Origin of the sequence: Thermococcus pacificus (assembly GCF_002214485.1) — an archaeon.
Lineage (GTDB): Archaea > Methanobacteriota_B > Thermococci > Thermococcales > Thermococcaceae > Thermococcus > Thermococcus pacificus.
The window spans coordinates 128,069-152,169 of sequence record NZ_CP015102.1 but is presented as its reverse complement, the minus strand read 5'-3'; the positions used below and the strand labels follow the sequence as shown (position 1 = coordinate 152,169).

The following is a 24,101-nucleotide window of genomic DNA, read 5'->3' as shown; positions in this document are numbered from 1 at the left end:
CGTCCGGGGGGTTTAAGAGGTGCCGGGCCTGCCATCGTGGGCCGGTAGCTCAGCCTGGGAGAGCGTCGGCTTTGCAAGCCGAAGGCCCCGGGTTCGAATCCCGGCCGGTCCACCACGAACAGATGCACATCCCGAGCACCGCTCGGGGTGGAAGGGTCCGAGACCCCGAACAGGGGTCACGATGAGGACCGTGCACAGGCCGATTGACCCAAAAAATGCCCAGCCCCCTGAGTAGGGGGCAGAAAACCTAAGCCGCCTGGTGGATGGCTCGGCTCGGGGCGCCGACGAAGGGCGTGGCAAGCTGCGATAAGCCCCGGCGAGGCGCAGGCAGCCGTCGAACCGGGGATTCCCGAATGGGACCTCCCGCGGCTCTTGCCGCACTCCCAGTCGGGAGGGGGAACGCGGGGAACTGAAACATCTTAGTACCCGCAGGAAAAGAAAGCAAAAGCGATGCCGTTAGTAGGGGCGACCGAAAGCGGCACAGGGCAAACTGAACCCTTCGGGGAAACCCGGAGGGGATGTGGTGTTGCAGGGCCCCCGAAAGACCCTCCCGGGTGAAGCCGAAGTCCGCTGGAACGCGGCGCCGTAGAGGGTGAAAGCCCCGTAGGCGCAAGCCCGGTGGGTCTTGGGGTGTCCCTGAGTACCGTCGGTCGGATATCCGGCGGGAAGCTGGGAGGCATCGGCTCCCAACCCTAAATACGTCCCGAGACCGATAGCGAACTAGTACCGTGAGGGAAAGCTGAAAAGCACCCCTGGCAGGGGGTGAAAAGAGCCTGAAACCAGGCGGCGATAGGTGGGTACGGCTCAGAAGGGCTGACCCTCCCCGAAGGAAACACGGGCGACCGTGGAGTACGAGGGGAGGCGACCAGAGTCGTACCGTCCGTCTTGGATCACGGGGCAGGGAGTTCATCCGAGCGGCGAGGTTAAGGGGGTCAACCCCGAAGCCGCAGGGAAACCGACAGGTCCGCAGCCCGTAAGGGCGAGGGACGGGGTGTGAAAGCGCCCGGAGTCGCTCGGATGAGACCCGAAGCCGGTCGATCTAGCCCGGGGCAGGGCGAAGTCCCTCAACAGAGGGATGGAGGCCCGATAGGGATGCTGACGTGCAATTCGCTCCCGTGACCTCGGGCTAGGGGTGAAAGGCCAATCGAGGCCGGCGATAGCTGGTTCCCGCCGAATTATCCCCCAGGATAGCCCGGCCGGAGGTAGGCGGTGGGGTAGAGCACTGATTGGGGGTTTAGGGGGAGAAATCCTCCGGCTCCCTGTCAAACTCCGAACCCACTGCCGCCGTAGATGGCCGGAGTAGGGGGGCGGTGTAAGCCGTCACCCGAGAGGGGAACAACCCAGACCGGGGTTAAGGCCCCTAAATGCCGGCTAAGTGTTACTCCAAAGGGCGTCCCTGGCCTTAGACAGCGGGGAGGTAGGCTTAGAAGCAGCCATCCTTTAAAGAGTGCGTAACAGCTCACCCGTCGAGGTCAGGGGCCCCGAAAATGGACGGGGCTAAAGCCGGCTGCCGAGACCCCGGCGCACGGACCGATTGGTCCGTGATCGGGTAGGCGGGCGTGCCGATGGGGTGGAAGCTGGGCCGTAAGGTCCAGTGGACCCGTCGGTATTGTGGATCCTGCCGGGAGTAGCAGCATAGCCGGGTGAGAATCCCGGCCGCCGTAGGGGCCAGGGTTCCACGGCAATGTTTGTCAGCCGTGGGTTAGTCGGTCCTAAGCCGGCCCGTAACTCGGCGCCGGCGAAAGGGAAACGGGTTTATATTCCCGTACCGCGGTGGTAGGTGCGGCAACGCAAGCCCGAGGGGTGACGCCTCGGGGTAGGCGGACCGGTCCACAAGGCCGGCTAAGCGTATAAGCCCGGGGAGTGCCGTAATGGCGAGAACCGGGTGAAAGCGCGAATGGCCTCCCGTAAGGGGGGTTCCGCCGATCCCTGGGGCCCGTGAAAAGCCCCTCGGGAACGATCCACCGCGACCGTACCGAGAACCGACACTGGTGCCCCTGGGTGAGAAGCCTAAGGCGTGTCGGGGGAAACCCAGCCGAGGGAACTCGGCAAATTGGCCCCGTAACTTCGGGAGAAGGGGTGCCTGCGGGTGCGTAACCCGCAGGTCGCAGTGACTAGGGGGGCCCGACTGTTTAGTAAAAACACAGGTCCCAGCTAGCCCGAAAGGGTTTGTACTGGGGCCGACGCCTGCCCAGTGCCGGTATGTGAAGCCCGGGTCCAACCGGGTGAAGCACCGGTAAACGGCGGGGGTAACTATAACCCTCTTAAGGTAGCGAAATTCCTTGTCGGTTAAATGCCGACCTGCATGAATGGCGTAACGAGGTCCCCACTGTCCCCGGCTGGGGCCCGGCGAAACCACTGCCAGGCGCATATGCCTGGGACCTCCGGTGGGAAGCGAAGACCCCATGGAGCTTTACTGCAGCCTGCCGTTGCCATACGGCGGGGGGTGCGCAGCGTAGGCGGGAGGCGTCGAAGCCCGTCCTCCGGGGCGGGTGGAGCCGTCCATGAGACACCGCCCACTCCCTGCCGTATGGCTAACCCCCAATGGGGGGACAGCGGTAGGTGGGCAGTTTGGCTGGGGCGGCACACCCTCGAAAAGGTATCGAGGGTGCCCTAAGGTCGGCTCAGGCGGGTCAGGAATCCGCCGTAGAGTGCAAGGGCAAAAGCCGGCCTGACTGGACCCGTAACAGAGGCGGGTCCAGCCGCGAAAGCGTGGCCTAGCGAACCCCTGTGCCTCCCCGGTGGGGGCCAGGGATGACAGAAAAGCTACCCTGGGGATAACAGAGTCGTCTCGGGCGAGAGCCCATATCGACCCCGAGGCTTGCTACCTCGCTGTCGGCTCTTCCCATCCTGGCCCTGCAGCAGGGGCCAAGGGTGGGGGTGTTCACCCATTAAAGGGGAACGTGAGCTGGGTTTAGACCGTCGTGAGACAGGTCGGATGCTATCTACCGGAGGTGCTGGGTGCCTGAGGGGAAGGCTCCCCCAGTACGAGAGGAACAGGGAGCCGCGGCCTCTGGTCTACCGGTTGTCCTACAGGGCACAGCCGGGCAGCTACGCCGCGTCCGATAAGGCCTGAAAGCATCTAAGGCCGAAGCGGTCCCCGAAAATAGGCACCCACTCCCAGGCGCAGGGGGTCGGGCGACCGGTCCTTTGCCTGGGACGAGGGCTCGGGAAGAAGACCCGTTTGATGGGGCGGGGATGTAAGCGGGAAGGGAAACCGACCCGTTCAGTCTGCCGCTCCCAACAGCCCGAGGTTTCTGTCCCTGAAAGGGGGGCTGGGCATTTGATAGGTCAATCGGCCTGTGCACGGTCCTGGCCCTTGAATCCTACCTGTTCTGTCTCATTGTGCTTGCATCTTCTAAAACAGTCAAACATGATAATCATGATGTTTTCGTGCCATAACCGTTAAAACCCTGCCAGCGGAGCTTTTCTTGTGATGCCTATGCGTCTTCTTGTCCTCGACCTCGACGGAACGTTGTGGGATCATGGGGATGCCTCTAGACTCACTCCACCCTATGAGTTCCACGGCGATTATCTGACCGACGCTTACGGGGAAGAGCTCCGCCTGTTCCCCGGCGTCCGCGAGTTCCTTGAGTGGGCCAGCTGGCGCTTTATTCTGACGATAGCCAGCTGGAACGTCGAGGAGAAAGTGAGACCTATTCTCGAAGGTTTTGGTCTCTGGGACTACTTCACCTTCCCCAAAATTGAGGGCCATCCCAACAAGGCCGACATGATACGGAGAACCCTTGAGGAACTGACTTCAATTGGCTATACTGTTGAGGACGTTATCTACGTGGACGACAGGGAGCTTCACGTGGACGAGATTAAGATGACTCTTCCAGAGGTCGACTTTATCCACATGTGGGTTGATGTAAAGTCTTTTGAAGAACTCCGGGAACTTCTTGAAAAGATGGGGTGATCGTAATGGAACTACTGGTCGTTAAGGATAAGCGCATCGACTACGACGGCTCGGCCATCCAGAGCCACTGGGTCTATAGGAACTTCGGAATCCTTGGCAACTCTCTTGTCGTCTTTCGCGGCAAGTGTGACGTCAAAGTCGAGGAGATGATAGACATAGAGGATCTCCGCCAGAGCAAGGAGATCAAGAGCGACGACATGGTGCACTACATAATCGAGGTCTTCGACCTTGTAAACACGCTCTTTGCCTCGACGCTCCAGAAGCTCTTCATAGCGAAACTCTGCGAGGTTCTTGAGGAATACGGCGTGAAAACAAGCAGAAAGGGCGATGACATCTACGTGAACGGCAAGAAGCTCAGCATCTCTATAGCTACTGTTTCACCCGTGAGTGTCAAGATTCACATAGGGATAAACGTCGAGGCTAAAGGAATTCCAGAGGGCGTCGATGCCATCGGCCTCAAAGAGCTCGGCATCACCGACGTCGAGGACTTTATGGAGAGGACAGGAAAAGCTCTCGTTGCCGAGTTTGAGAAGGTGAAAAAGGACAGCCTCAAGGTCAGGTGGGCTCAATAAAGGAGGAAAAGCAAACCTCCGACGATGGGAACGGCCAAGTTGTCGTCGAGCAAGCGCTGGTACTCTGCGAGGGTCAGCATAGCTGCCCATCCTATTTTTTCAACTGTCCCCGCGTTGAGGAAAATGAACGCTATTATAACCGCCGTGACAAAGTAGCCCAAGCTTCCGGTCCAGTGTTTCTTGAGCTTCACATTGAACCCGTTCTTTCTGAAGTAGTAGTGCCTTATTATTCCTGTAACCCCGTCGCTTATCGCCATCGCAAGCAGCAGAGCGGTAGCGTATTCAATCGGGAGTGTGGCTGAAATAACAGATGCCGAGAGAGCAAAGAAGACCTCACCGTAGTTGTGCCCTATCTGGTACCAGCTCAGTTCCCTTTTCCTCAGGTGAGGCCACAGCTGGATTAAACCAATGAGGAATGCTGCCCCACTGAAAACCCACCTGGGGATAAACCCCCAGTAGAACATCAGTATCGCGGGCACGACGCTGAGATGTATCAGCTTCCTGTTGATCCATGCCCATTCCGGCCCGATCTTTTTCGTGAAGGCGATGGTGCCGATGATAAAGAGCACGCCTATTGTAACTGCCCAGGAAGTGTTGATCATATCGATTTCACCAAAAATAAAAGAGGGGGTTGGGAGTTATATATCTTTACCCGAAAGCCGTCATCACCTTGTGGAGTGCACCCGCAAAGTCCTCCGCATGGACTACAACATACCAGTCGTCGGTTCTCGTCAGTTCTCCGCGCGACTTCCCTATGAGCTCCCCATAAAGCCCCTGGATCTTAACCCTCGGCTCTGTAGTTGAGAGCTTCAGCGTTATCTCGCTCGGCTTCCCGTTCTCCCAAACTACTCCAACCTTCAGACCCGCTTTGGTCTCCTTCTTCTTTCTGAGACCCAGCTTGAGGTAGCGGAGCCTCTCCTCCGGAACGCCGTTCTCCTCAGCTTTCTCGCGGAGGTATTCGTTCGCAAGTGTAAGGCCGTGCAGGCCGAGGGCGTAGCCGAAGACGGGAATTCCAAGATCTTTTCTGGTCCTCCCCTTGTAGGCGTAGACCTCTATCCTCCTCCCTGCCCCGCGGGAGGCGAGGTAGAGGCCGTTGGTCTCCTCCCTTCTGAACTCGCTCAAAAAGTCTGTCAGCGTTTCGTAGAACGAGAACGGTATCGAGAAGCTCGCCCACGTCCCCCATATCCTCGGCGGGACCGAGACGAATCCCATCTCTTCAAGATGGTATTCGAGGGGCTTCGGCCTCAGTATCAGGAATCCCTTCTCTGTAAGCTCCATCTCCATAATTGTCCTCTCTCCGGGCACCAGAGCAAACTTTCCATCGCTCTTAAAGTCCTTCGCCTTTAGCAGTCTGTTCCTTCTTAGCTTTCTCTCTTCCCTCGAGCTCACCACGACCGGAACTGGCGTTTTCCTCCCCGTTTCCTTGTCGTAGGGGACCTTAAAGCCTGCCTTCAGAAGCTCTTCCTGTATTTCGAGCGACGCCGGAAAGAAGGTTTGCATCCTCTCTAGTTCAACCTCCATAGGGATGCCTCCTTACTTTCTGAAGTAGTTTTTACCATCTGTGCTTATAAAATTTTCCCTCCACGAATCGTTACCAATGGCCGAGCTTAAGCTTAAAAGGACCTGGACAGAGCTAAGCGCGGTGGTGAGAATGGTTCACTGGGCAGACTATATGGCAGAGAGGATAATCCGGGAAAGGGGCGACAAGGAGGAGTATGTCGTCGAGAGTGGCATTACTCCGAGCGGTTACGTTCACATAGGCAATTTTAGGGAGTTCTTTACCGCTTACATAGTCGGCCACGCCCTCAGGGACAGGGGCAAGAAGGTTCGCCACATCCACATGTGGGATGACTACGACCGCTTCAGGAAGGTCCCGAAGAACGTTCCAGCGGAGTGGAAGGAACACCTCACAAAGCCAGTCCGCGAGGTTCCGGATCCCTGGGGATGCCACGACAGCTACGCCGAGCACTTCATGGCCCTCTTTGAGGAAGAGATCTCCAGGCTCGGCATCGAGGCTGACTTCCTCCACGCCTATGAGCTGTACAAGAGCGGCGAGTACGCGGAGGAGGTGAAGCTCGCCCTTCAAAAGCGTGATGAGATAAAGGCCATCCTCGACAAGTACCGCGAGAGAGCCAAGCAGCCCCCGTTGGAGGATAGCTGGCAGCCGGTTATGGTCTACTGTCCTCACTGCAGGAAAGAGGCTGACTTCGTAAGCTGGGACGGTGAGTGGAAGGTCTCCTACAGGTGCCCCCACTGCGGTAGGGAAGGCGAGACCGACATCCGCGAGGGCAACGTTAAACTTAGGTGGCGCGTTGACTGGCCGATGAGGTGGGCGCACTTCAAAGTTGATTTCGAGCCCGCAGGAAAGGACCATTTGGCGGCTGGAGGCTCCTACGACACCGGCAGGGAGATAGTGGAGAAGGTCTTCGGCTGGAAGGCCCCGATAGACCTCATGTACGAGTTCGTTGGAATCAAGGGGCAGAAGGGCAAGATGAGTGGCTCAAAGGGCAACGTTATCCTCCTCAGTGACCTCTACGAGGTTCTCGAGCCGGGAATAATCCGCTTCATCTACGCGAAGGCGAGGCCGAACAAGGAGCTTAAGATTGACCTCGGTTTAGGTCTTCTCAACCTCTACGACGAGTTCGACAAGGTTGAGCGCATCTACTTCGGCCTTGAGAAGGCTAAAAACTCCGAAGAGGAAGAGGAACTCAAGAGAACATATGAGCTTTCCATGCCGAAGGTTCCCGAGAAACTGACCGCTCAGGCACCCTTCCGCTTCCTTGTAACGCTCGTTCAGATGCCTCACCTCGACGAGGAGGGCATAATCAGAATCCTCCAGGAGCAGGGACACGTTCCGGAGGAGCTTAGCAAGGAAGACATCGAGAGAATTAAGCTCCGCATTCGCTTAGCTAAAAACTGGGTCGAGAAGTACGCTCCCGAGGATGTGAAATTCAGCCTGCTCGAAAGGCCACCAGAGATTGAGCTTGAGCCGGAAATCAGGGAGGCGATGCTCGAAGTGGCAGAATGGCTCGAGAAGAACGAGAGGTTCACCGTCGATGAACTCAACAACGTTATCTTCGACGCCGCCAAGAAGCGCGGAATCCCGAGCAAGAAGTGGTTCAAAGCTCTCTACAACGTCTTCATCGGCAAGGACCGCGGCCCGAGGCTTGCGCCTTTCCTCGCTTCCCTGAAGAGAGAATTTGTTATAGGACGCCTCCGCATGGAGGCCTGATCTATTCATTTTTTCGGCACGTAGACCTGGAAATAGGTATGCTCGTTGAGGTTCTCGCTGTGGATCTGCCTGAAGTAGAGCTTTGCGAGAAGCTCAACCGCCGTCTTCCCCCAGACGTTGAAGCGCACCCTGAAGCTCTCCTTCTCGCTCTGGAATTCTATTACCGCCGTCTTCTCCTCTTCGTCCGTTAAAACCCTGCTGATCCAGTACTCGGCCCCAACGACGGTTCCGTTAATCAGGACCGGGAGGAGTTCCCTGAGGTCAGTGAACTGGAGTATAAACCTCCCACCGGGCTTTAAAACCCGTGCGATCTCTTTGAAGACCTGGTTCAGTTCCTGCGGCTTGAAGTGAACGAGACTGTCTATGAAGAGCACGTAGTCGAAGCTGTTGTCCTCAAAGGGAAGCTCCCTTGCGTCCCCCTTGACGAACTCGACTTTCGAGCGTTTGTCCCTGGCGAACTCCCGGGCTCTCTCGAGCATAGCCTCGCTTGAGTCCAATCCCACGACCTGAAAGCCGAGATCCTCAAGGAGAAACGAGAAGCCGCCGGCCCCGCAGTCAAGGTCTAGGGCCTTTCCCCTGGAGGGCATGTGCTTCATCAGAAGGGGTTCGAGTGTCTCGATCCTCTTCCTGTACTCGTCCGAGCAAATGTCACTGTATGCTATGCCTTGAACGCCTCATAGTACTTCTCGAAGGACATGTTACTGAGTTGGTTCCGGAGTTTAAATATTTTCCCGGGCTTAGGTTTTTATTGCCCAGTTCCAACAATATGCGGTGATGGAGATGGAGTTCAACCTCATAATAACCGGTGTCGGCGGCCAGGGAGGTTTGACCCTATCGAGGATAGTGGGCAACGCGGCCATGCACGAGGGTTATAACGTAAGGATCGGCGAAACCCTTGGGATGAGCCAGCGCTACGGAAGCGTCCTCAGCTACCTCCGCTTTGGTGAGGAGGTTTATTCGCCCCTCATAGAGGAAGGGGAAGCCGATTTAATGCTCGCCCTCGAACCAGCAGAGGCTTTGAGGAACGCGCGCTTCCTCTCGAAGAAGAGCGTAGCGGTCATCAACGCCTATCCAATACACACTGCCACAACCCTCGTCGGTAAAGAGCGCTATCCTGAACTAGAAGAGATAAAAGAAGCGATAGGAAAAATCTGCCCCGTCCACATGGCCAACTTTCAGGAGGAAGCGGACAAGATAAACCCCAGAACGCTCGGTGTTCTGATGCTCGGCTACGCCTTTGGCAAAGGCTTGATTCCGCTTAGGAAGGAGAGCATCTACGAGGGAATTAAGGAAACACTCCGCGAGAAGCTATGGGAGGTCAACTTCAGGGCCTTCGAGCGCGGTATAGAGCTCGCGGGGGAGTGAGTTTTTCTTTTCTCACCTGTTGTGCTTGATGAAGAAGGCGTAGAATATCGCCGTCGCGACGACGTAGAGTAACGCTGTCGCGTAGAACGGGTAGCTCAGCGAGGTGGCGAAGAGCAGCCCACCCACGTAGTTCCCGCCCCCTCTCATAAAAGTTGAGAACGCCCTCCTTATTCCGGCGGCGGTTGCCTTCTCCTCGGTGGAGAAGAAGCCCATCATGAAGGAGTCGTTTATGGGCCAGACTATGTTCATCAGTATCGAGCGGAGCACGTAGAGGAAGGCCGCCAGCAGGAAGGTCTCCACCGACGGGAATATCGCGAAGAGAAACGCTGCGGTGCTCTGGAAGGAGGTTATGACCTTGACCGGGCCTATTCTGTTCACCAGTCTTGGGAGGGCAAAAGAGCCGAGCCCCATCGCCAGCTGCTGGAAGAAGAATATCCCGCTTATCGCGGCGAGGGTCTGCCCGAACCTTATGTTGAAGTAGAGGCTCATGTAGGGTATCGTTATTCCGGCTCCGAAGCCTATGAGCGCGCTCGGGAACGAGAACTTGAGTATCTTGATGACCAGCTCGCGATTCCAGTTTATGCGCGGGTTCTTAACCGGAACGTCGCTTATCATGAGCAGGGCTGGGATTACGAAGACGAACTGCAGGAGGGCAAGCGAGATAACGAGCCTGTAGGCTGTCCCCTCAGATATGCCGAGCCCGGTGAGGAAACCGGGTGCGAAGCCGGCAACGAGAACCCCGGCGGCGTTGAATATCGTTCCCAGCCCGAAGCTTATCGAGAACGCGTGATGCCTCCTTTCCTCCCCGACCTCCTCGCTCAGGAGGGCGGTAAAGTTCGGCTGCCTCAGTCCCATATTCGCCCCGACGAGGAAGAAGCCGAGGGCGAGGACGTAGGTGTTAATAGCCGCCACCTGCAGGAGCCTCCCGGTGAGGCCGAGGACCGCGCTCAGGAGGAGGGTCTTTTTATAGCCCATCCTGAGCGATATCTGTCCTGCGAGGAGGAAGAAAAGGCCGCCCGTGAAGGTCTGGATCGAGAAGAACGTCCCCATCGCAGACATATCGTAGCCGAGGGCCCTGAGGTAAAACGGCATTATGAACACAGAGAACTGGAGGAACAGCTGGCCCGCTGCGTTGGCCGCTATGAGTATTTTGGCGTCCCTTCCGTATCCGGCGAGCATGTCCTAACCTGAATCTTAGCGTTTATAAGTTTATCGAAGTGAATCCTTTTATGCCGGGAAACGTTCTATATATTGGTGGTGACATCTATGGAGTTCAGGAAAATCCAATTTACCGGACGAAGCTCATACATAATCTCCCTTCCCAAGAAGTGGGTTCGCGAGCACAACCTGAGTCAGGGTGACGTGGTCCCGTTATCCATAAACCCGGACGGGAGCATAACCATCTTCCCTAAGGAGCCGAGAGAAGTAAGCGAGAAGAAAATCCTCTCCATATCGCGCGAGTACTCCCCTGATATGGCCGTCAGGCTCGTCATATCTGCCTACATTCAGGGGTACGACGTCCTTGAGATCAACCTCTCCGAGGAGATGCCCCTCTACAAGGTCAAGATAAGGAAGGTCCTCCAGAGCCTCCCCGGCGTTGAGATAATCCTCGACGAGCCCCAGAGAATAGTTGCCAAGAGTCTCCTCGATGAAGAGGAGATAAACCTCGCCGAGCTGCTCAGCAGGATACGCTCCCTTGTTATGTCCATGCTCGGCGACCTCGAGCTCCTCATAGCCTCACCGGACGATAGGGAAATCCTTAGGGACATAAACGACCTGGAAAACGAGCTCGACCGCTTTTACTTCCTCATAATCCGCGCCGTCAATAGGCTTTTGAGCAAACGCGGTGTGACCGAGGAGAGCGGTATAATCAGGAGAACCTTCGACCTGCTCGGCATACTCTTCATCGTCCGGAATATCGAGAGGATAGGCGATCACATAACGCGCATAGCGGAGAACCCGAGCGAGATAAACGTCCCCTACCTGAAGGAAAAGTTCGGCGAGATGATGGCCCAGATCGAGGAGAGGGATCTTAGCAAGATCGACAGGCTGATGCTTGAACTCAAGGAGGAGATACGCTCCATCGACTACCGCCAGTCAATAGCCCTCGAGAGCTACCGCAGGGTTCTTGAGTACCTTGAGAACATAGGTGAGACGATAATCAACATGGCCCTGAGCTGAGGTTTTGTGCATATCTTTCCGTTTCCATAATCCTTTTAACCATTCGAGCATTCTTTTCTCCGGTGGTCCTCATGGTCGCTATCATAGTCCACGGCGGTGCCGGCACAATAAGAAAAGAGGAGAGGATTCCGAAAGTCATTGAAGGTGTTAGAGAGGCCGTTTTAGCGGGCTGGCGCGAGCTGAAGCGCGGTTCTGCCTTAGATGCCGTTGAGGAAGCGGTGAAAGCCCTCGAAGACAACCCCCTCTTCAACGCCGGGACCGGGAGCGTTCTAACCCTTGACGGAAAGGTTGAGATGGACGCTGCCATAATGCGCGGGAAAACGCTGGAAGCCGGTGCCGTTGCCGGAATCTGGGGGGTTAAGAACCCGATAAGCGTCGCTAGGAAGGTCATGGAGAAGACAGACCATGTGCTCTTAATTGGTGAAGGTGCCGTAAAGTTCGCCCGTCTGCTCGGCTTTGAGGAGTACGATCCAAGAACTGAAGAGAGGCTGAAGCAGTGGGAAGAGCTCCGGAAGAAGCTGGTCGAGAAGGGTGAAACCAGGCACTGGAAAAAGCTCAACGAGCTGATAAAGGAGTACCCAGAGGTTCTGAGGAGCACGGTCGGGGCGGTGGCCTTCGACGGTGAAGAAGTCGTTGCAGGCACTTCAACCGGTGGCGTTTTCCTCAAGATGTTCGGCAGGGTCGGAGACACGCCGATAATCGGCGGTGGAACCTACGCCAACGAGGTGGCTGGGGCTTCCTGTACTGGTCTCGGTGAAGTGGCAATAAAGCTCGCCTTGGCAAAGAGCGCAACCGACTTTGTCAGGCTCGGCATGGACGCCGGGGCCGCGAGCGAAGCGGCGATAAGCCTCGCCACCAGATACTTTGGCCCGGACACTATGGGCATCATCATGGTTGACTCAAGAGGCAACGTCGGCTTCGCCAAGAACACCAAGCACATGAGCTACGCATTCATGAAAGACGGCATGAACGAACCGGAGGCTGGTGTTTAGTGGACAGAACCGTCAGGAACATCTGGCTCCTCAACCTGTCGACCTTCTTTTTCTTCCTGGGCATAAGCTCAGTCAATCCCATAGTATCTCCATTCTCGATGACTCTCGGCGCAAGCCCCTTCCTCGTCGGAACGCTTGCGGGCATAACCTCGGTGGTCTCTCTGATCTCAAAGCCGGTTGGAGGTCTAGTTGGGGACAGGGGTTATCGCCTTGAGGCAATGATCCTCGGAAACCTCCTCAGCCTCGTTTCAGGGGTCCTTTACGTTGTTTCAGCTTTGACGGGTAGTATCTGGCTCTTCGCCTTTACGAGGGCTTTGCACGGCTTCTCGATGGGAATATTCTTCCCCTCGAGTCTCTCGACGGCGGTTGACCTCGCCCCCGTAGGAAGGGTCGGTGAGACCCTCGGCTGGCGCGGCATGATGTTCTCCCTTGGCAACATCATCGGCCCCGCCCTCGGCGGCTATGCCTCCGACTACCTTGGCTTCGCCGGTGCGTTCTTCCTTGTGGTCATTTTCTCGGCGGTTGGGGCGCTCTTTGTGGTTCCAGTGAGGAGAGACGTTGGGAGAACTCTCGTACCTGTGGAGAAGAGCGAGGAAGCTGACTACTCCGAACTTCTCAGGCCCTACTTCGTGGCGGCGTCTGTAGCCCTTCTCTTCTTTGCGGCCTCCTATTCTGGCGTGACCACCTTCCTTCCTGCCCTCTACAAGGAGCTCTCCTACCCCCAGAGGGTCTTCGGGACGTACATGATGGTCATCGGGATAGCGAGCTTTGTCACCCGATTGATTGGAGGCAGGAGCGCCGACAGGATGGGGCCGATACCCGTCTCCGCGGCGGGCCTCCTCACGGTTATAACCGGCTACATGCTCCTCATCAGGTTCACCACTCCCCCGGCTTCCTATGCGAGCGCGGTTCTCATAGGGGCTGGCTTTGGGCTGGCAATTCCGGCGATGCAGCTCATGGCTCTCGGAAACCTGCCCCAGAGGATAAGGACGATGGGTTCGAGCGTCTACACGATGTTCTTCGACCTCGGGACCATGGGCGGCCAGTTCGCCCTCGGCTACGCCGCGGGAGGCCTCGGCTACGCTGGAATCCTTAGGTTCCTACCCGCTTTGGCGGGGGTAGCCCTTTTAATACTGGCCGTGTCCTACTTCGTGGGGGATAAAAATGGTTGAAATGATCAGGGTTTCATACGGAACGGCGGTTGCGATGGGCCTCAGAAGGGGAAAGATGCTCGCCAGACCGACTACCGCTTACCTCATGACCTACTGGCCTGGCCACTGCAGGAACAACTGCGCCTTCTGCGTTCAGGCGAGGGAGAGCAGAGCCGACCTTGAGAAGCTTTCCCGCGTCACCTGGCCGGCCTTTGAGCTGGAGGAGGTTTTGGATGCTCTGCCAAAGGGGAACTTCTCCCGGATCTGCCTCCAGACGATAGACTACCCGGGAATGGTGGAGGACGTCTTGGATCTCCTTGAGGCCTTTGCTCCCATGAACCTCCCGGTTTCGGTCTCCATAACGCCCGTTGGAAAGGAAACGCTGAGGGAGTTCAAAAGGCGGGGCGTTGACTACGTCGGGGTGGGCCTCGACGCCGCGAGCGAGCGGGTTTACAGGGGGGTCAAGGACGCCATTTATTCCTGGGATGATATGTGGGAATTCACCCGGGACATCATCGATGTCTTCGGTCCCAAGAGTGCCTTCGTCCACCTCATAGTGGGGCTCGGTGAGACCGATATGGAGATGATCGAGACCATAGCGAGAGCTTACGGGATGGACGCCGAGGTTTCTCTCTTCGCATTCACGCCCGTTAAGGGAACGCGCCTTGAGAACGCCAGGCCTCCGTCCCTCGAGCGCTACCGCAGGATACAGCTGGCAAGATACCTCCTTGAAAAGGGCCTTTCTTCCCCCGAAGACTTTGAATTCGATGAAAACGGCAACCTCATTGGTCTTGGAGTCCCAAAAGAGAAGCTGGTGGAGCTAATTCCACTCGAGGTCTTCACCACACACGGCTGTCCGGGCTGCAACAGGCCCTACTACAACGAGAGGCCGAAAAGAGAGCCCTACAACTTTCCTGTAAAGCCTGAAAAAAGCTATGTTGAGAGGGTTTTAGAGTCTATCCTTTGAGCTCCTCTAGGATCCTCTCAAACTCGTCGGAGAATATTTCCGTCTTAACTTCTTCCCCCCTAGCGAGCTTCACGAGGGCCGTGACAAAGGCATGGAGTTCTTCATCGTCCCTCACAAGGGTCAGTATCGGCTCCATGTTCTCCGCCAGCTCCTGGAGGCGGTTCTCGCTCTTTAATATAGTCAGTATGTCGCCCAACCTCCTTATTCCGAACTTCCTGAGCTCCTCGCTCGGCGCGAGGTAGATCCCCCTGATGGCGAACTTCACAGCACCCCGGTAGTTGTCCTCCTGTATGAAGACGTCCGCCATCCTGAAGCAGGCCTCAAAGTAAAGCTCCGGCTCGTCTTTTCGCGTTAGCCTCATTATATCGTCGAGCTTCCTCTTGGCTTCCTCGAGGTTCCGGGCGTTCTCCGCCTCAAGGGCCTCTCTGAAGAGCGAAAGGGCCCTTTCCCTAACCCCGCTCATGGCTCTCCCCCCTGCTCTCGTGCCACGCCTCCTCAAAGGCGGGCCATACATCCTCAAGCTCCCTCTTCACGCCCCATCTCCTCTTGAAGGCGTTGAGGAGGACAGTTAAATCCCTTTTCAGGAGCTCGTAGCTCTCGGGCCTGTCCGTCGTGATGTACTGGGCCCAGTCGATTATAAGAATGCTCCCGTCGTCGGTTAGAACCACGTTGAACTGACTGAGGTCTGAGTGGACTATCCCGAAGCGGACTATCTTGAGGTACTCGTCGAGGATCTTCGAGAGTATCTCGCCAGCCTCTTCCCTCGTCAGGTCAGTGTCCCTCAGCTCGGCGAGCTCTGTCCCGTTTATGAACTCCATGACGACGACATGCCTGTTCCACGCTATCGGCCTCGGAACCCTTGCTATGGGACTGAGCAGCGTTAGCGCTTCGTACTCCTTCCTCGCTATCAGCCTCGACACGTAGAGCCAGCTCGTGTGCCTCTTGTCCTGAAATACGTGGCCGTGGTAGCCGGCTTTCCTTGATGCTGTTCTCCCGCCTATGCGGTTGAACTTGACGGCGACTTTCCCGCCGGAGGGGGTTACCCCAACGTAGACGTCTGCGTCCTTCCCAACTCCGATTTGAGTTGTGCTTATTGCCTCAATGATGCCCTTCTTCGAGAGCGCCCTTATGGCCAGAGTATCGTAGCCGTGTATCGTGAGCTGGTATCCTATGTACCCTATGTCGCTCCTTCTGACCACGAGGCCCCAGTTATCGAGCTTGCCCAGCCGGAACGATGCGGTCTCAATGTCAACCTTGGCGAAGCGCGCTATATCCTCTAGGGGCACCCATTTATAGCGGCGCATGTTGAGCTCTACTCCCCTCAGTATCCTGAAGTCGAGGTCGCGGAGGTTCGGATAGGCGTCGAGGGCTAACAGTTTGCTGACCATTTCTCTCCCAGAGTGTCCTATTCGCCGGGATTTATAAAGGTAGTTACCTCGCAACAAGTTTTTAAACGCTCAGTTATCAATCGAAACTATGCGGAAGAGGCTCCTTGCACTGCTCAGCTTGGGCTGGATATTCAACTACGCCCACAGAATGGCTATTCCACCGCTGATACCCATGATAAAGGCAGAGCTCGGAATAAACAACGCGGAAGCCGGCCTGCTGATGACAGCGCTCCTCCTGCCCTATGCCCTTGTCCAGGTCCCGGCTGGCTACCTCGGAGACAGGCTTGGAAGGAAGCGCCTCCTCGTGATGAGTATCATAGGCTACTCACTTTCTTCGGCCCTCATCGTATTTGCAAGGCAGTACTGGGAGCTCCTCGCCGTCAGGGCCCTCTATGGTGTCTTCTCCGGCTTCTACTATGCCCCTGCAACAGCATTAATAAGCGAGGTCTACCGCGAGAGGAAGGGCTCCGCTCTCGGGGTCTTTATGATTGGCCCACCGGTCGGAACCGGAATAGCGCCCCTCATCGTCGTCCCAATAGCCCTATCCCTTCAGTGGCGTTACGCCTTCGCAGTTCTCTCCGCTATGAGCCTTCTCGTCGGTCTCGCCCTCATCTTTACCGTGCGCGGAGAAGTCTCAAAGCCACAGAGGGCTTCCTTCTCAATACCCGGGAACGTTTTCCTCCTCAGCGCGGCTAATTTCGTTGTTCTTGCCGCTTTCTTCGGTCTGCTGACGTTTCTGGTGTCATTCCTCGTGGATTCGGGGGTCTCGATCGAGAGTGCTTCCGCCCTCTTCTCCCTGCTCTCAGCGATAGGCATAGCTGGCTCCCTGCTCGGCGGTGGCCTCTACGACAGAATGGGACGGGGGAGCATCCCGGCGGTCTTCGGTCTCAACGCCGTTCTCACGTTCATTCTTGCAATAACTGCATCTCCATGGGTCGTTATTCCCCTGGGCCTGACGTTCTACTCCGTCGGCGCCATAGTGACCGCTTACACCTCAGAGAAGGCCACCCCGGAGAACCTTGGCTCCGTGATGGGCTTCGTCAACATGGTGGGCTTCTTCGGAGCGACAGTGGGGCCGTACCTCCTCGGCCTGCTTATTGACAGATTCGGCTACGAGAAGGCGTTCCTGTCGGTGTCCGCTATGTATCTGCTCGCGTGGGTTCTCATAAAGCTGGAAGACTTGGCAGAAGGGAGGAAAGAGAAGAGCGGCATCAGCCGTACATAACCTCGTGCATCGCTATTGCCTGTGCGAGCCTCTTCTCCGAGCCGAGAACCTTCTCTACAGCCTTGAGGAAGTCGTCCTGCGTAACGTAGGTTCTCCTGTCCCTGATTGCGAACATTCCCGCCTCTGTCGCTATTGCCTTCAGGTCGGCACCGCTCGCCCCTTCAGTAAGCTCAGCTATAATGCGCAGGTCTACGTCCTTGAGGTTCATCTTCCTCGTGTGGACCTTGAGTATCTCAAGCCTTCCGCGGAAGTCGGGGAGTGGGACTTCTATCAGCCTGTCAAACCTGCCGGGCCTGAGTAAAGCCGGGTCAAGTATGTCCGGCCTGTTGGTTGCCGCTATGACCTTGACGTTTCCGCGCGGGTCAAAGCCGTCCATCTCCGCTAAGAGTTGCATCAGCGTTCTGTTGACTTCCCTCTCGCCGCCGGTGGTTTCGTCCATCCTCTTTGCCCCAACAGCGTCTATCTCGTCGATGAATACGATGGTCGGGGCCTTCTCCTTCGCCAGCTCAAAAAGTTCATGGACGAGCCTTGCACCCTCGCCTATGAACTTCCTGACGAGCTCGCTCCCGACGACGCGGATAAAGGTGGCGTTGACGTGGTTTGCCACTGCTTTGGCCATGAGAGTCTTTCCACAGCCCGGCGGGCCGTAGAGGAGGACTCCCTTCGGCGGTTCTATTCCGACCTTCTCAAAGAGCTCTGGATGCTTGAGGGGAAGTTCAATGGCCTCTCTGAGTTCTTGGAGCTGTTTCTCAAGGCCTCCGACGTCGGTGTAAGTAACCTGGGGCCTTTCAATGACCTCAAAGCCGAGAACGCTCGGGTCCTTCTCGCTTGGGAGGAGCTCAACGACCGCCATCGTCCTCTGGTCGAGGGCAACCCTTGAGCCGGGCTTGAGCTTGTCGCGCTCTATCCACGGCGCTATCCTGACGACGAAGCGCGGCCCGTTGAAGTTCTGGACTATGGCCCTGTCCTCGTCGAGTATCTCCAGGAGAGTTCCCGCAAACGCCGGCGGCTGCCTGAGCCGCGACATCTCCATCCTGAGGCGGGAGAGCTCCCTCTCCAACCTCTCCTTATCAGCCTCTAACGTCCTCACCTGGAGCTCCAGCTGTCTTATACGCCTCTTGAGGTATGTGATGTAATCATCGTACTCGTCTGAGGGTTTTACATCAATGTTTTCAACACTCATAGCTTTCACCTCTCACGTAAGGTTATCTGCAGAACTGTCTTTTTAACTCTATCCATTATACTTCATTTGGCTGGAGTCTTTATATACTTTGGGTAGATGTGCGGATTTCTGAGACCCTCCCTTTGAGGTAATGACCTGGGAGTTTGATCTGCGAAATTCTTATTAACTTCAAAATCGAAAATATAAAAGGTTCATACTGGGGGTGGGTTAGAATGAGGGTTGAGATAAAGTTCAGGCCCGCGGAGGAGGGCACGATTTTGCCTTTCAACTATAATCATGACGTTTATGCCCAGCTCATAGAGAAGATTGCCATAGTTTCTCCCGAGATCGCAAGGGAGGCTGAAGTCAGTCACGTCGATTACTTCACTTTTTCCCGCATAATGGTTAGGAAGCGCGAGTTAATCCCGGATAGGGGAATACGTGTCCTCTCGGACGACGTTTCTCTCTACGTCTCTTCCTCCTCGAACGAGCTTATAAAGGCCGTTGTTGAGGGCTTCATCGACAGCCCGGTTCTCCAGCTCGGAGAAGCCACGTTCATAGCTGAGGACGTAAAGGTTCTCAAGGAGCCCAAGATAGGTAGAGATGTCCTCTTCTCCACTCTCAGCCCGATAATGGTCCGAACGGTCAAGCTCAGTGGCGACAGGATGAAGATTTGGGACCTCTACCCGAGCGAGGAGGCCTTCTTTGACAAGCTCCGCAAGGTAATGCTCATGCGCTACTCGGCTATAATGGGCTCTATGCCCGAAGAGAAGGACTTTTCAATAGACGTCGTCAAGTTCAAGCCAGTCAGGATACTCGTCAAGGACACCTACTACCGCGGCTCGCTCATGATATTCCGCTACACGGGCTCGGAGGAGATAGCCCGCTTTGGCTACGAGAACGGCTTTGGAGAAAAGACGAGGTATGGATTTGGAATGGTCAAAGTGATAGACGAAGAGCAAGAACGAGAAGCCCCAGAATGAACTCTACGCCCCACACTATTGCGACGAGCTTCGGCTCGTTCACACGTACTTTTCTCATTATAAGTCCCAAGAAGCTCGGATATGGTGGAGCCTGGAGCGTTCCGTCAGGAAGAACAGTGGTTCTTCCGTGCTTTCTCACCCCAAAGCGCACTCCAATGGCCTTTATCGTGAAGTCGAGGAAGTGGGGTATCAGGAGTATCGCCGCGTAGACCTCTACCTTCCCGATTATCCCCACGAGGCCTATCAGCGCCCCCATGCTCAGCGTCCCCGTGTCTCCCGGAAAGACTCTCGCCGGGTATTTGTTCCACCAAAGGAAGCCGAGGGCTGCACCCAGCCCGGTCAGCGCTACCATTCTGGTCGGTCCCTCAGTTATCGCCGCTAAGAAGCCCAGAGCTATTGCTGAGGTGCCTATCTCAAGGCCGTTGAAGCCGGCTAAGAGGTTGACGAGATTAGCTGAGCCAACGACGAAGAGGAGGGCAAAGAGGGGATAGAGAAACCAGAGGTTCAGCGAGTAGCCGAAGACGTCAACCTCCTGTGAAACATCAAGGAAAGCCACAGGAACCGCCACGAGGAGCGAGAGGACTACCTTATGGGACTGTCTTAGTGCCACCAGATCGTCAATTATCCCGACGAGCCCGAAGAGCAGAAAAACGGCGAGCGCCCTCGCAGTCTCCTGGCCCGCGAAAGGCAGGAGTGCCACGGAAACCCCAATCAGAATGGAGAGGCCCCCCATCTCGGCCACTTCGGGCTTTTCGGGCTTGTGGATGTCCTTCCCTATTATACCCCTCTCCTTCAGCATTCTCGCCAGGTACGGGGTCAGGATGAGCGTCAGGGTTAAACCTATAAGCGGAGCGACAGCTATCATATTCAGGCACCCTTTGCCAGTGGGAATCTCAAAAAATAAACCCTTCGGTGGACGCTATGGACATCAGGCTCGTCATCTTCGACCTCGACGGAACCCTCGTGGGGGCCCCGAAGCCCTTCACCCAGCTTAAGGAAGAGCTGAGATCCAGGCTCCTTGCCATGGGAATACCGGAGGAGGCCCTCGGCGACCTCACCCCAATGTACGAGACCCTCCAGAGGGTTTCGAGGGAACTCGGCCTGAGCTTTGAGGAGCTGTACTCCCACTTGGTGGAGCTTGAGACGGAGCGTATGGAGGAGAGCTTTCTCTTCGAGGGCGTCAGGGAAGTCCTTGAACTCCTCCGGGGGAGGGGAGTCAAGCTGGCGGTTATGACCCGGAGCTCCCGTAAGGCCGCCCTGAGGGCCCTGGAGATGCACGGAATAGCGAGATACTTCGACCTCATCTCGACGAGGGACGACGTTGCTCCGGAGGAGCTCAAGCCGAACCCCGGTCAGCTCAGGGCGATAATCGAGAGCCTCAAAGTTGAACCGACGAAAACCCTTGTTGTGGGTGACCACGGCTACGACATCCTCCCCGCGAAGGAGCTCGGCGCGCTGTCCGTAATGATAACATCTCACGAGTCAGGCAGGATGAGCTTCTCCGTCGACGTCGAGCCCGACTTTGAGGTTCCAACAATGGTGGAGTTCAAGGGGCTTATTGAGAACCTGCTGGACACCTACGTCGTGGTTCCGGCCTACAACGAGGAGCTCACGATAGGGGCAGTCCTCGACGACCTGCTCCGCTACTTCAGAATGGACGAGATAGTGGTCGTCAATGACGGCTCCAGAGACAGGACGGGTGAGATAGCCAGATCAAAGGGTGTCCACGTCCTCACGCACCTAGTCAACAGGGGACTTGGTGGAGCCCTCGGAACAGGCATAGCCTATGCACTCAGGAGGAATGCACGGCTGATAATTACCTTCGACGCAGACGGCCAGCACCTCGTCAGCGATGCCCTACGTGTTATGAGGCCCGTTGCAGAGGGAAGGGCCGACTTCGCGGTTGGCTCCCGTCTCAAGGGTGACATCAGTGAGATGCCCTTCATCAAACGCTTTGGAAACTTCATCCTCGACTCGATAACGGCGTTGTTCGCGGGGAAATACGTGAGCGACAGCCAGAGTGGGCTGAGGTGCTTCAACAGGGAGTGCGCCTCGAGGATAAGGATAACCTGCGACCGCTACGCGGTTTCAAGCGAGATAATCATCGAGGTCGCCAAGAGTGGGTGCAGAATCGTCGAGGTTCCAATCAAGGCGGTTTACACGGAATACTCCATGAAAAAGGGCACAAACGTCCTGGAGGGTGTTAAAATCGCACTCAACCTGCTGCTTGATAAACTGAGGTGATGGGCATGTACGCCGTTCAGTACATCGCTATAGTTGTTGTTGCCGCCCTCATGCTCTACGTCCTGGGTAAATACGGCAAGAAGGAGTTCGAGTGGGGCGATTTTCTGTTCTGGGAGTCGATACTCCTCGGTATGCTGGTGGTCTCGGTATTCCCCGTTCAGATAGCCAACGAGATAAGGAAGCTCCTGGGTCTGGGAAGGGGTCTCGATGCCCTCTTTGTCATAGCCATCGGCATCGCCTACCTCATGGTCTTCAAAGTCTACCTCGCCGTTGACAGGACCGAGCGCGAGATAACCGAGCTGACCAGAAAGGTGGCTATAGAGCTTGAGGAGCTGACCAGAAAACTGGATGAACTTCAGAAGGGGCTGGAAACGAATGAGAAAACCGGAAAGAAAGAGGATTAATCAACGAACTCTCCGAACAGCTCCTCCAGGAAAAGCCTGACGCGCTCCTTTGAGAGCTTGAACTGCCTTATCTTTACTATCCCCTTTTTCTGGGCCTCTTCCAGGAGTATCTCTGTCGCCTCGTTTGGATACATCTCCTCGTAGACTATCTCTTTTATTCCCGCGTTGAGCACTATCTTGAAACACGTGTCGCAGGGGAAGTGGGTAACGTAGAGCGTCGCACCTTCGAGGCTTATGCCCTTTCTTGCGGCCATCGCTATTACGTTCTGCTCTGCGTGAACTGCCCTGTGGCAGTGGCCGTCAACTATGAGGCAACCGACGTCAATGCAGTGCTCCATCCCCCTCGGTGCGCCATTGTAGCCGGTGGCGAGTATGTAGCCGTCCTTGACTGCAACGGCCCCAACTCTCAGACGCGGACAGGTTGCTCTCAGCGACACGAGCTTCGCTATCAGCATGAAGTACTCGTCCTTGGTGGGGCGTATTCTCTTTATTCTCTCCGCCTTTTCTCTGTCCAGGAAAATCTCAACGTTCATGAGCCTCACTCCATGCGGTGGTTGAGCATGTTGCCCCTATTTATCTCTATGAGTATCCTCAATACCCTCTCATCGTAGCTCGGGTGCGTTTCGATAATCTGGGTTCTCTGCTTCCTCTCTATGGTGGGTTCAATGCTCGGCAGTGCACGATGCTTTATGCCCGCGCGGAGGTCTTCGTAGTACTTGAGCTCTTCCAGCGCGCGTTTGAGGCTCAAGGGGGTTTCAAGAAGCCTGAGGGCCGTCTCATCAGCCCGGAACTCCCTCTCCTTGTGGAAGTTTGCCCTGGTGACCTCGTAGAGCCCCATGAGGCCGAGTGCAGCCATACTCATCGGGGCGTTCCTTGTCAGAACTATGAGCACCGCGGTGAGCCCCATCATGAGATACCTTCCACAGGCCAGGATCGGAAACGTCTTGGTGTCGCCGCTCTTTATGTGGCCTAGCTCGTGGGCTGCAACGGCCAGTATCTCGTCTGGGTCGAGAACCTCAAAGAGGCCGAGGGAGAGAACTATCGTGTTCTTGAAAGAGAATGCTGTGGGTATGTAGTCGTCGAGGAGGTAAACTCTGGGCATTGGCAGCCCTGCCTTTCTCGCCATCTCCGCTATCCCATCGTAGAGCCACGGCATCTCAATCCTCTGGAGGGGGGTGTAGTTGCCCCCAACGTCGCGGGTGGAGGCCCACAGGTAGAGCAGCGCTATCGCTCCAAGGGCCGCCAGCGAGATTTTGAGGCCCAGCTCGGCGAGCGCTATAACTGCCAACAGGACCTCAAGGCACGCGATGATGAACAGCATCGCCATCACTTCTTGATCTTGGACAGATAGGCGTAGGTGGCCTCCTTAAAGTTCGACATCAGGGCATCGAGGATGCTCTGGACGACCTTCTCCTCGAACTCCTCCCTCGTGGATGTTATGCTGTATACGTACCTCATGCCGCCCCTTCCCCTGTCGACGCTCCTCTTCAGCAGGCCCCTCTCGCAGAGCCTGTTCATGAGTATGCTTATGGTGGAGCGCCTTATGTCCGGGTGCTTTTCCTTCATGTACTCGTAGACCTGGCCGGCGGTGGCGACTTTTACTTTCCACATGTGCTCCATTATCTCGGCCTCGAGCGGGGGGAGGACGGCCTTTATGCCCTCTTCGGTGAGCTTGAACTCGTGTGGCTCCATGATATCACCTTCCTTCCCTCTCGCTACTATTGTATGGTGCCGAAGCTAAAAAGTTTTTGTGCGGTTGATATTCGCGTGCATATGTTACGATTTTCCTCAAAAGCTAAGAATTAGATTTTTAAATCCTGACTCTGAATACCTATGGGCATGGGCCGGTGGCCTAGTCAGGACGGGGCGTCGGCCTCCGGAGCCGAAGGTCGCGGGTTCAAATCCCGCCCGGCCCGCCACAGAAACTTTGCCTTCGCAAAGTTTCATCAAAGTTTGTACGTGCTTTTCATGCGCTTTGCTTCCAGTAGCTTTCAAGCTCAGACTGGCGTTTTTAGAGGGGTTTACTTTTAGTGGCGCCCAAAGGGCGCAAAGGAGATAAACCCAACGGATATCGGCTATTCTACCCAAGAAAGCCCAACTAAAAGTCCCCCAAATAATGAAACACGTACGAACTACTCCAAGGCGATTAAATAGAGATTCTCCACCTAGTTTAATCAAAACTCAACAGGATTAGTTCCTTGCTCATATTGAGAGATCGTGTTAACGGGCAAGTTTTCTACTGGACGAGGGTTTGTTATCTAAAAGAAACCTTTAAACAGGTTTGCAATTAATTCTAGCATTCTCCAGACTCCCTTG

The 24,101-nt window shown here is 56.0% G+C and carries 22 protein-coding genes, 2 tRNA genes, 1 rRNA gene and 1 pseudogene; 15 read left to right on the top strand and 11 right to left on the bottom strand.

Features of this window, described 5'->3' with window-relative positions; translation table 11 throughout:
- The first annotated feature begins 38 nt into the window (after nucleotides 1–38).
- The 4 genes from A3L08_RS00925 to A3L08_RS00910 all read left to right on the top strand — a co-directional run bounded on the left by A3L08_RS00925 (nucleotide 39) and on the right by A3L08_RS00910 (nucleotide 4,491).
- Nucleotides 39–115, top strand: a tRNA-Ala gene (locus A3L08_RS00925).
- Nucleotides 116–235: 120 nt separating this feature from the next.
- A 23S ribosomal RNA gene (locus A3L08_RS00920) occupies nucleotides 236–3,264 on the top strand.
- Nucleotides 3,265–3,442: 178 nt separating this feature from the next.
- Entirely contained in the window at nucleotides 3,443–3,919 is a 477-nt protein-coding gene (locus A3L08_RS00915; protein WP_088853255.1) for a magnesium-dependent phosphatase-1, read from the top strand.
- Between the two features lie 5 nt (nucleotides 3,920–3,924).
- Nucleotides 3,925–4,491 (top strand): DUF366 family protein, encoded by a 567-nt coding sequence (locus tag A3L08_RS00910; protein ID WP_088853254.1) that lies wholly within the window; start codon nucleotides 3,925–3,927, stop codon nucleotides 4,489–4,491.
- Here A3L08_RS00910 and A3L08_RS00905 read toward each other — a convergent pair.
- Together A3L08_RS00905 and A3L08_RS00900 are read right to left on the bottom strand one after the other, a co-directional pair.
- Nucleotides 4,485–5,093: a diacylglycerol/polyprenol kinase family protein gene (locus A3L08_RS00905; protein WP_088853253.1), complete on the bottom strand. Its 609-nt coding sequence runs from the start codon at nucleotides 5,091–5,093 to the stop codon at nucleotides 4,485–4,487. The two genes, A3L08_RS00910 and A3L08_RS00905, sit on opposite strands and share 7 nt — an antisense overlap.
- Nucleotides 5,094–5,139: 46 nt before the next feature.
- On the bottom strand, nucleotides 5,140–6,012 hold the full coding sequence (locus A3L08_RS00900; protein WP_088853252.1) for a PhoI: 873 nt from the start codon (nucleotides 6,010–6,012) through the stop codon (nucleotides 5,140–5,142).
- A 130-nt stretch (nucleotides 6,013–6,142) separates the two neighbouring features.
- Here A3L08_RS00900 and lysS point away from each other — a divergent pair, with 130 nt between their 5' ends.
- Nucleotides 6,143–7,723: a lysine--tRNA ligase gene (lysS, locus tag A3L08_RS00895; RefSeq protein ID WP_088853251.1), complete on the top strand. Its 1,581-nt coding sequence runs from the start codon at nucleotides 6,143–6,145 to the stop codon at nucleotides 7,721–7,723.
- A gap of 5 nt (nucleotides 7,724–7,728) precedes the next feature.
- On the opposite strand, the pseudogene A3L08_RS00890 reads toward lysS, so the two are convergent.
- Nucleotides 7,729–8,420: pseudogene (locus A3L08_RS00890) on the bottom strand (class I SAM-dependent methyltransferase).
- Between the two features lie 83 nt (nucleotides 8,421–8,503).
- Here A3L08_RS00890 and A3L08_RS00885 point away from each other — a divergent pair.
- A complete protein-coding gene (locus A3L08_RS00885; RefSeq protein WP_088853250.1) occupies nucleotides 8,504–9,088 on the top strand; it encodes an indolepyruvate oxidoreductase subunit beta in 585 nt (194 codons plus the stop codon).
- Between the two features lie 12 nt (nucleotides 9,089–9,100).
- Here A3L08_RS00885 and A3L08_RS00880 read toward each other — a convergent pair whose 3' ends face one another.
- Complete coding sequence (locus tag A3L08_RS00880) at nucleotides 9,101–10,267, bottom strand: MFS transporter (RefSeq protein WP_088853249.1); 1,167 nt, start codon at nucleotides 10,265–10,267, stop codon at nucleotides 9,101–9,103.
- 87 nt (nucleotides 10,268–10,354) lie between these two features.
- Between A3L08_RS00880 and A3L08_RS00875 the strand changes: the two genes are divergently transcribed.
- The 4 genes from A3L08_RS00875 to A3L08_RS00860 all read left to right on the top strand — a co-directional run bounded on the left by A3L08_RS00875 (nucleotide 10,355) and on the right by A3L08_RS00860 (nucleotide 14,379).
- Entirely contained in the window at nucleotides 10,355–11,269 is a 915-nt protein-coding gene (locus tag A3L08_RS00875; RefSeq protein WP_088853248.1) for a phosphate signaling complex PhoU family protein, read from the top strand.
- Between the two features lie 71 nt (nucleotides 11,270–11,340).
- Nucleotides 11,341–12,261: an isoaspartyl peptidase/L-asparaginase family protein gene (locus tag A3L08_RS00870; protein ID WP_088853247.1), complete on the top strand. Its 921-nt coding sequence runs from the start codon at nucleotides 11,341–11,343 to the stop codon at nucleotides 12,259–12,261.
- Nucleotides 12,261–13,433 (top strand): MFS transporter, encoded by a 1,173-nt coding sequence (locus A3L08_RS00865; RefSeq protein WP_088853246.1) that lies wholly within the window; start codon nucleotides 12,261–12,263, stop codon nucleotides 13,431–13,433. The genes A3L08_RS00870 and A3L08_RS00865 overlap by 1 nt, the downstream gene beginning before the upstream one ends.
- On the top strand, nucleotides 13,426–14,379 hold the full coding sequence (locus tag A3L08_RS00860) for a radical SAM protein (protein WP_088853245.1): 954 nt from the start codon (nucleotides 13,426–13,428) through the stop codon (nucleotides 14,377–14,379). The genes A3L08_RS00865 and A3L08_RS00860 overlap by 8 nt, the downstream gene beginning before the upstream one ends.
- On the opposite strand, the gene A3L08_RS00855 is transcribed toward A3L08_RS00860, so the two are convergent.
- Together A3L08_RS00855 and A3L08_RS00850 are read right to left on the bottom strand one after the other, a co-directional pair.
- Nucleotides 14,369–14,842: a hypothetical protein gene (locus A3L08_RS00855; protein ID WP_088853244.1), complete on the bottom strand. Its 474-nt coding sequence runs from the start codon at nucleotides 14,840–14,842 to the stop codon at nucleotides 14,369–14,371. The genes A3L08_RS00860 and A3L08_RS00855 overlap by 11 nt on opposite strands.
- On the bottom strand, nucleotides 14,829–15,767 hold the full coding sequence (locus A3L08_RS00850) for a serine/threonine-protein kinase RIO2 (RefSeq protein ID WP_088853243.1): 939 nt from the start codon (nucleotides 15,765–15,767) through the stop codon (nucleotides 14,829–14,831). Before A3L08_RS00850 ends, A3L08_RS00855 begins: the two co-directional genes overlap by 14 nt.
- Nucleotides 15,768–15,855: 88 nt before the next feature.
- Between A3L08_RS00850 and A3L08_RS00845 the strand changes: the two genes are divergently transcribed.
- Complete coding sequence (locus A3L08_RS00845) at nucleotides 15,856–16,992, top strand: MFS transporter (RefSeq protein ID WP_088853242.1); 1,137 nt, start codon at nucleotides 15,856–15,858, stop codon at nucleotides 16,990–16,992.
- On the opposite strand, the gene A3L08_RS00840 is transcribed toward A3L08_RS00845, so the two are convergent.
- On the bottom strand, nucleotides 16,979–18,175 hold the full coding sequence (locus tag A3L08_RS00840) for a proteasome-activating nucleotidase (RefSeq protein WP_088853241.1): 1,197 nt from the start codon (nucleotides 18,173–18,175) through the stop codon (nucleotides 16,979–16,981). The genes A3L08_RS00845 and A3L08_RS00840 overlap by 14 nt on opposite strands.
- Nucleotides 18,176–18,387: 212 nt before the next feature.
- Here A3L08_RS00840 and cas6 point away from each other — a divergent pair, with 212 nt between their 5' ends.
- The gene (gene cas6 / locus A3L08_RS00835) at nucleotides 18,388–19,137 is read left to right on the top strand and encodes a CRISPR-associated endoribonuclease Cas6 (protein ID WP_088853240.1); all 750 of its coding nucleotides are present in this window, start codon (nucleotides 18,388–18,390) and stop codon (nucleotides 19,135–19,137) included.
- On the opposite strand, the gene A3L08_RS00830 is transcribed toward cas6, so the two are convergent.
- A complete protein-coding gene (locus A3L08_RS00830; protein WP_088853239.1) occupies nucleotides 19,094–20,002 on the bottom strand; it encodes an MraY family glycosyltransferase in 909 nt (302 codons plus the stop codon). The two genes, cas6 and A3L08_RS00830, sit on opposite strands and share 44 nt — an antisense overlap.
- A 56-nt stretch (nucleotides 20,003–20,058) precedes the next feature.
- On the opposite strand from A3L08_RS00830, the gene A3L08_RS00825 reads away from it, so the two are divergent.
- Both A3L08_RS00825 and A3L08_RS00820 read left to right on the top strand, forming a co-directional pair.
- Nucleotides 20,059–21,381, top strand: a complete 1,323-nt coding sequence (locus A3L08_RS00825; protein WP_088853238.1) for an HAD-IA family hydrolase — start codon at nucleotides 20,059–20,061, stop codon at nucleotides 21,379–21,381.
- Nucleotides 21,382–21,386: 5 nt separating this feature from the next.
- Nucleotides 21,387–21,785 (top strand): DUF2304 domain-containing protein, encoded by a 399-nt coding sequence (locus tag A3L08_RS00820; RefSeq protein WP_088853237.1) that lies wholly within the window; start codon nucleotides 21,387–21,389, stop codon nucleotides 21,783–21,785.
- On the opposite strand, the gene A3L08_RS00815 is transcribed toward A3L08_RS00820, so the two are convergent.
- The 3 genes from A3L08_RS00815 to A3L08_RS00805 are packed head-to-tail and all read right to left on the bottom strand — an operon-like array spanning nucleotide 21,782 to nucleotide 23,477.
- Entirely contained in the window at nucleotides 21,782–22,318 is a 537-nt protein-coding gene (locus tag A3L08_RS00815; RefSeq protein WP_088853236.1) for a deoxycytidylate deaminase, read from the bottom strand. The two genes, A3L08_RS00820 and A3L08_RS00815, sit on opposite strands and share 4 nt — an antisense overlap.
- 5 nt (nucleotides 22,319–22,323) lie before the next feature.
- Nucleotides 22,324–23,112, bottom strand: a complete 789-nt coding sequence (locus tag A3L08_RS00810; RefSeq protein WP_335755212.1) for a M48 family metallopeptidase — start codon at nucleotides 23,110–23,112, stop codon at nucleotides 22,324–22,326.
- Nucleotides 23,112–23,477 carry a BlaI/MecI/CopY family transcriptional regulator gene (locus tag A3L08_RS00805; RefSeq protein ID WP_088853234.1) on the bottom strand — a complete coding sequence of 122 codons (366 nt, stop codon included), beginning with the start codon at nucleotides 23,475–23,477 and terminating at the stop codon, nucleotides 23,112–23,114. The genes A3L08_RS00810 and A3L08_RS00805 overlap by 1 nt, the downstream gene beginning before the upstream one ends.
- A gap of 149 nt (nucleotides 23,478–23,626) precedes the next feature.
- On the opposite strand from A3L08_RS00805, the gene A3L08_RS00800 reads away from it, so the two are divergent.
- Nucleotides 23,627–23,704, top strand: a tRNA-Arg gene (locus tag A3L08_RS00800).
- The last annotated feature ends 397 nt before the right edge of the window (nucleotides 23,705–24,101 follow it).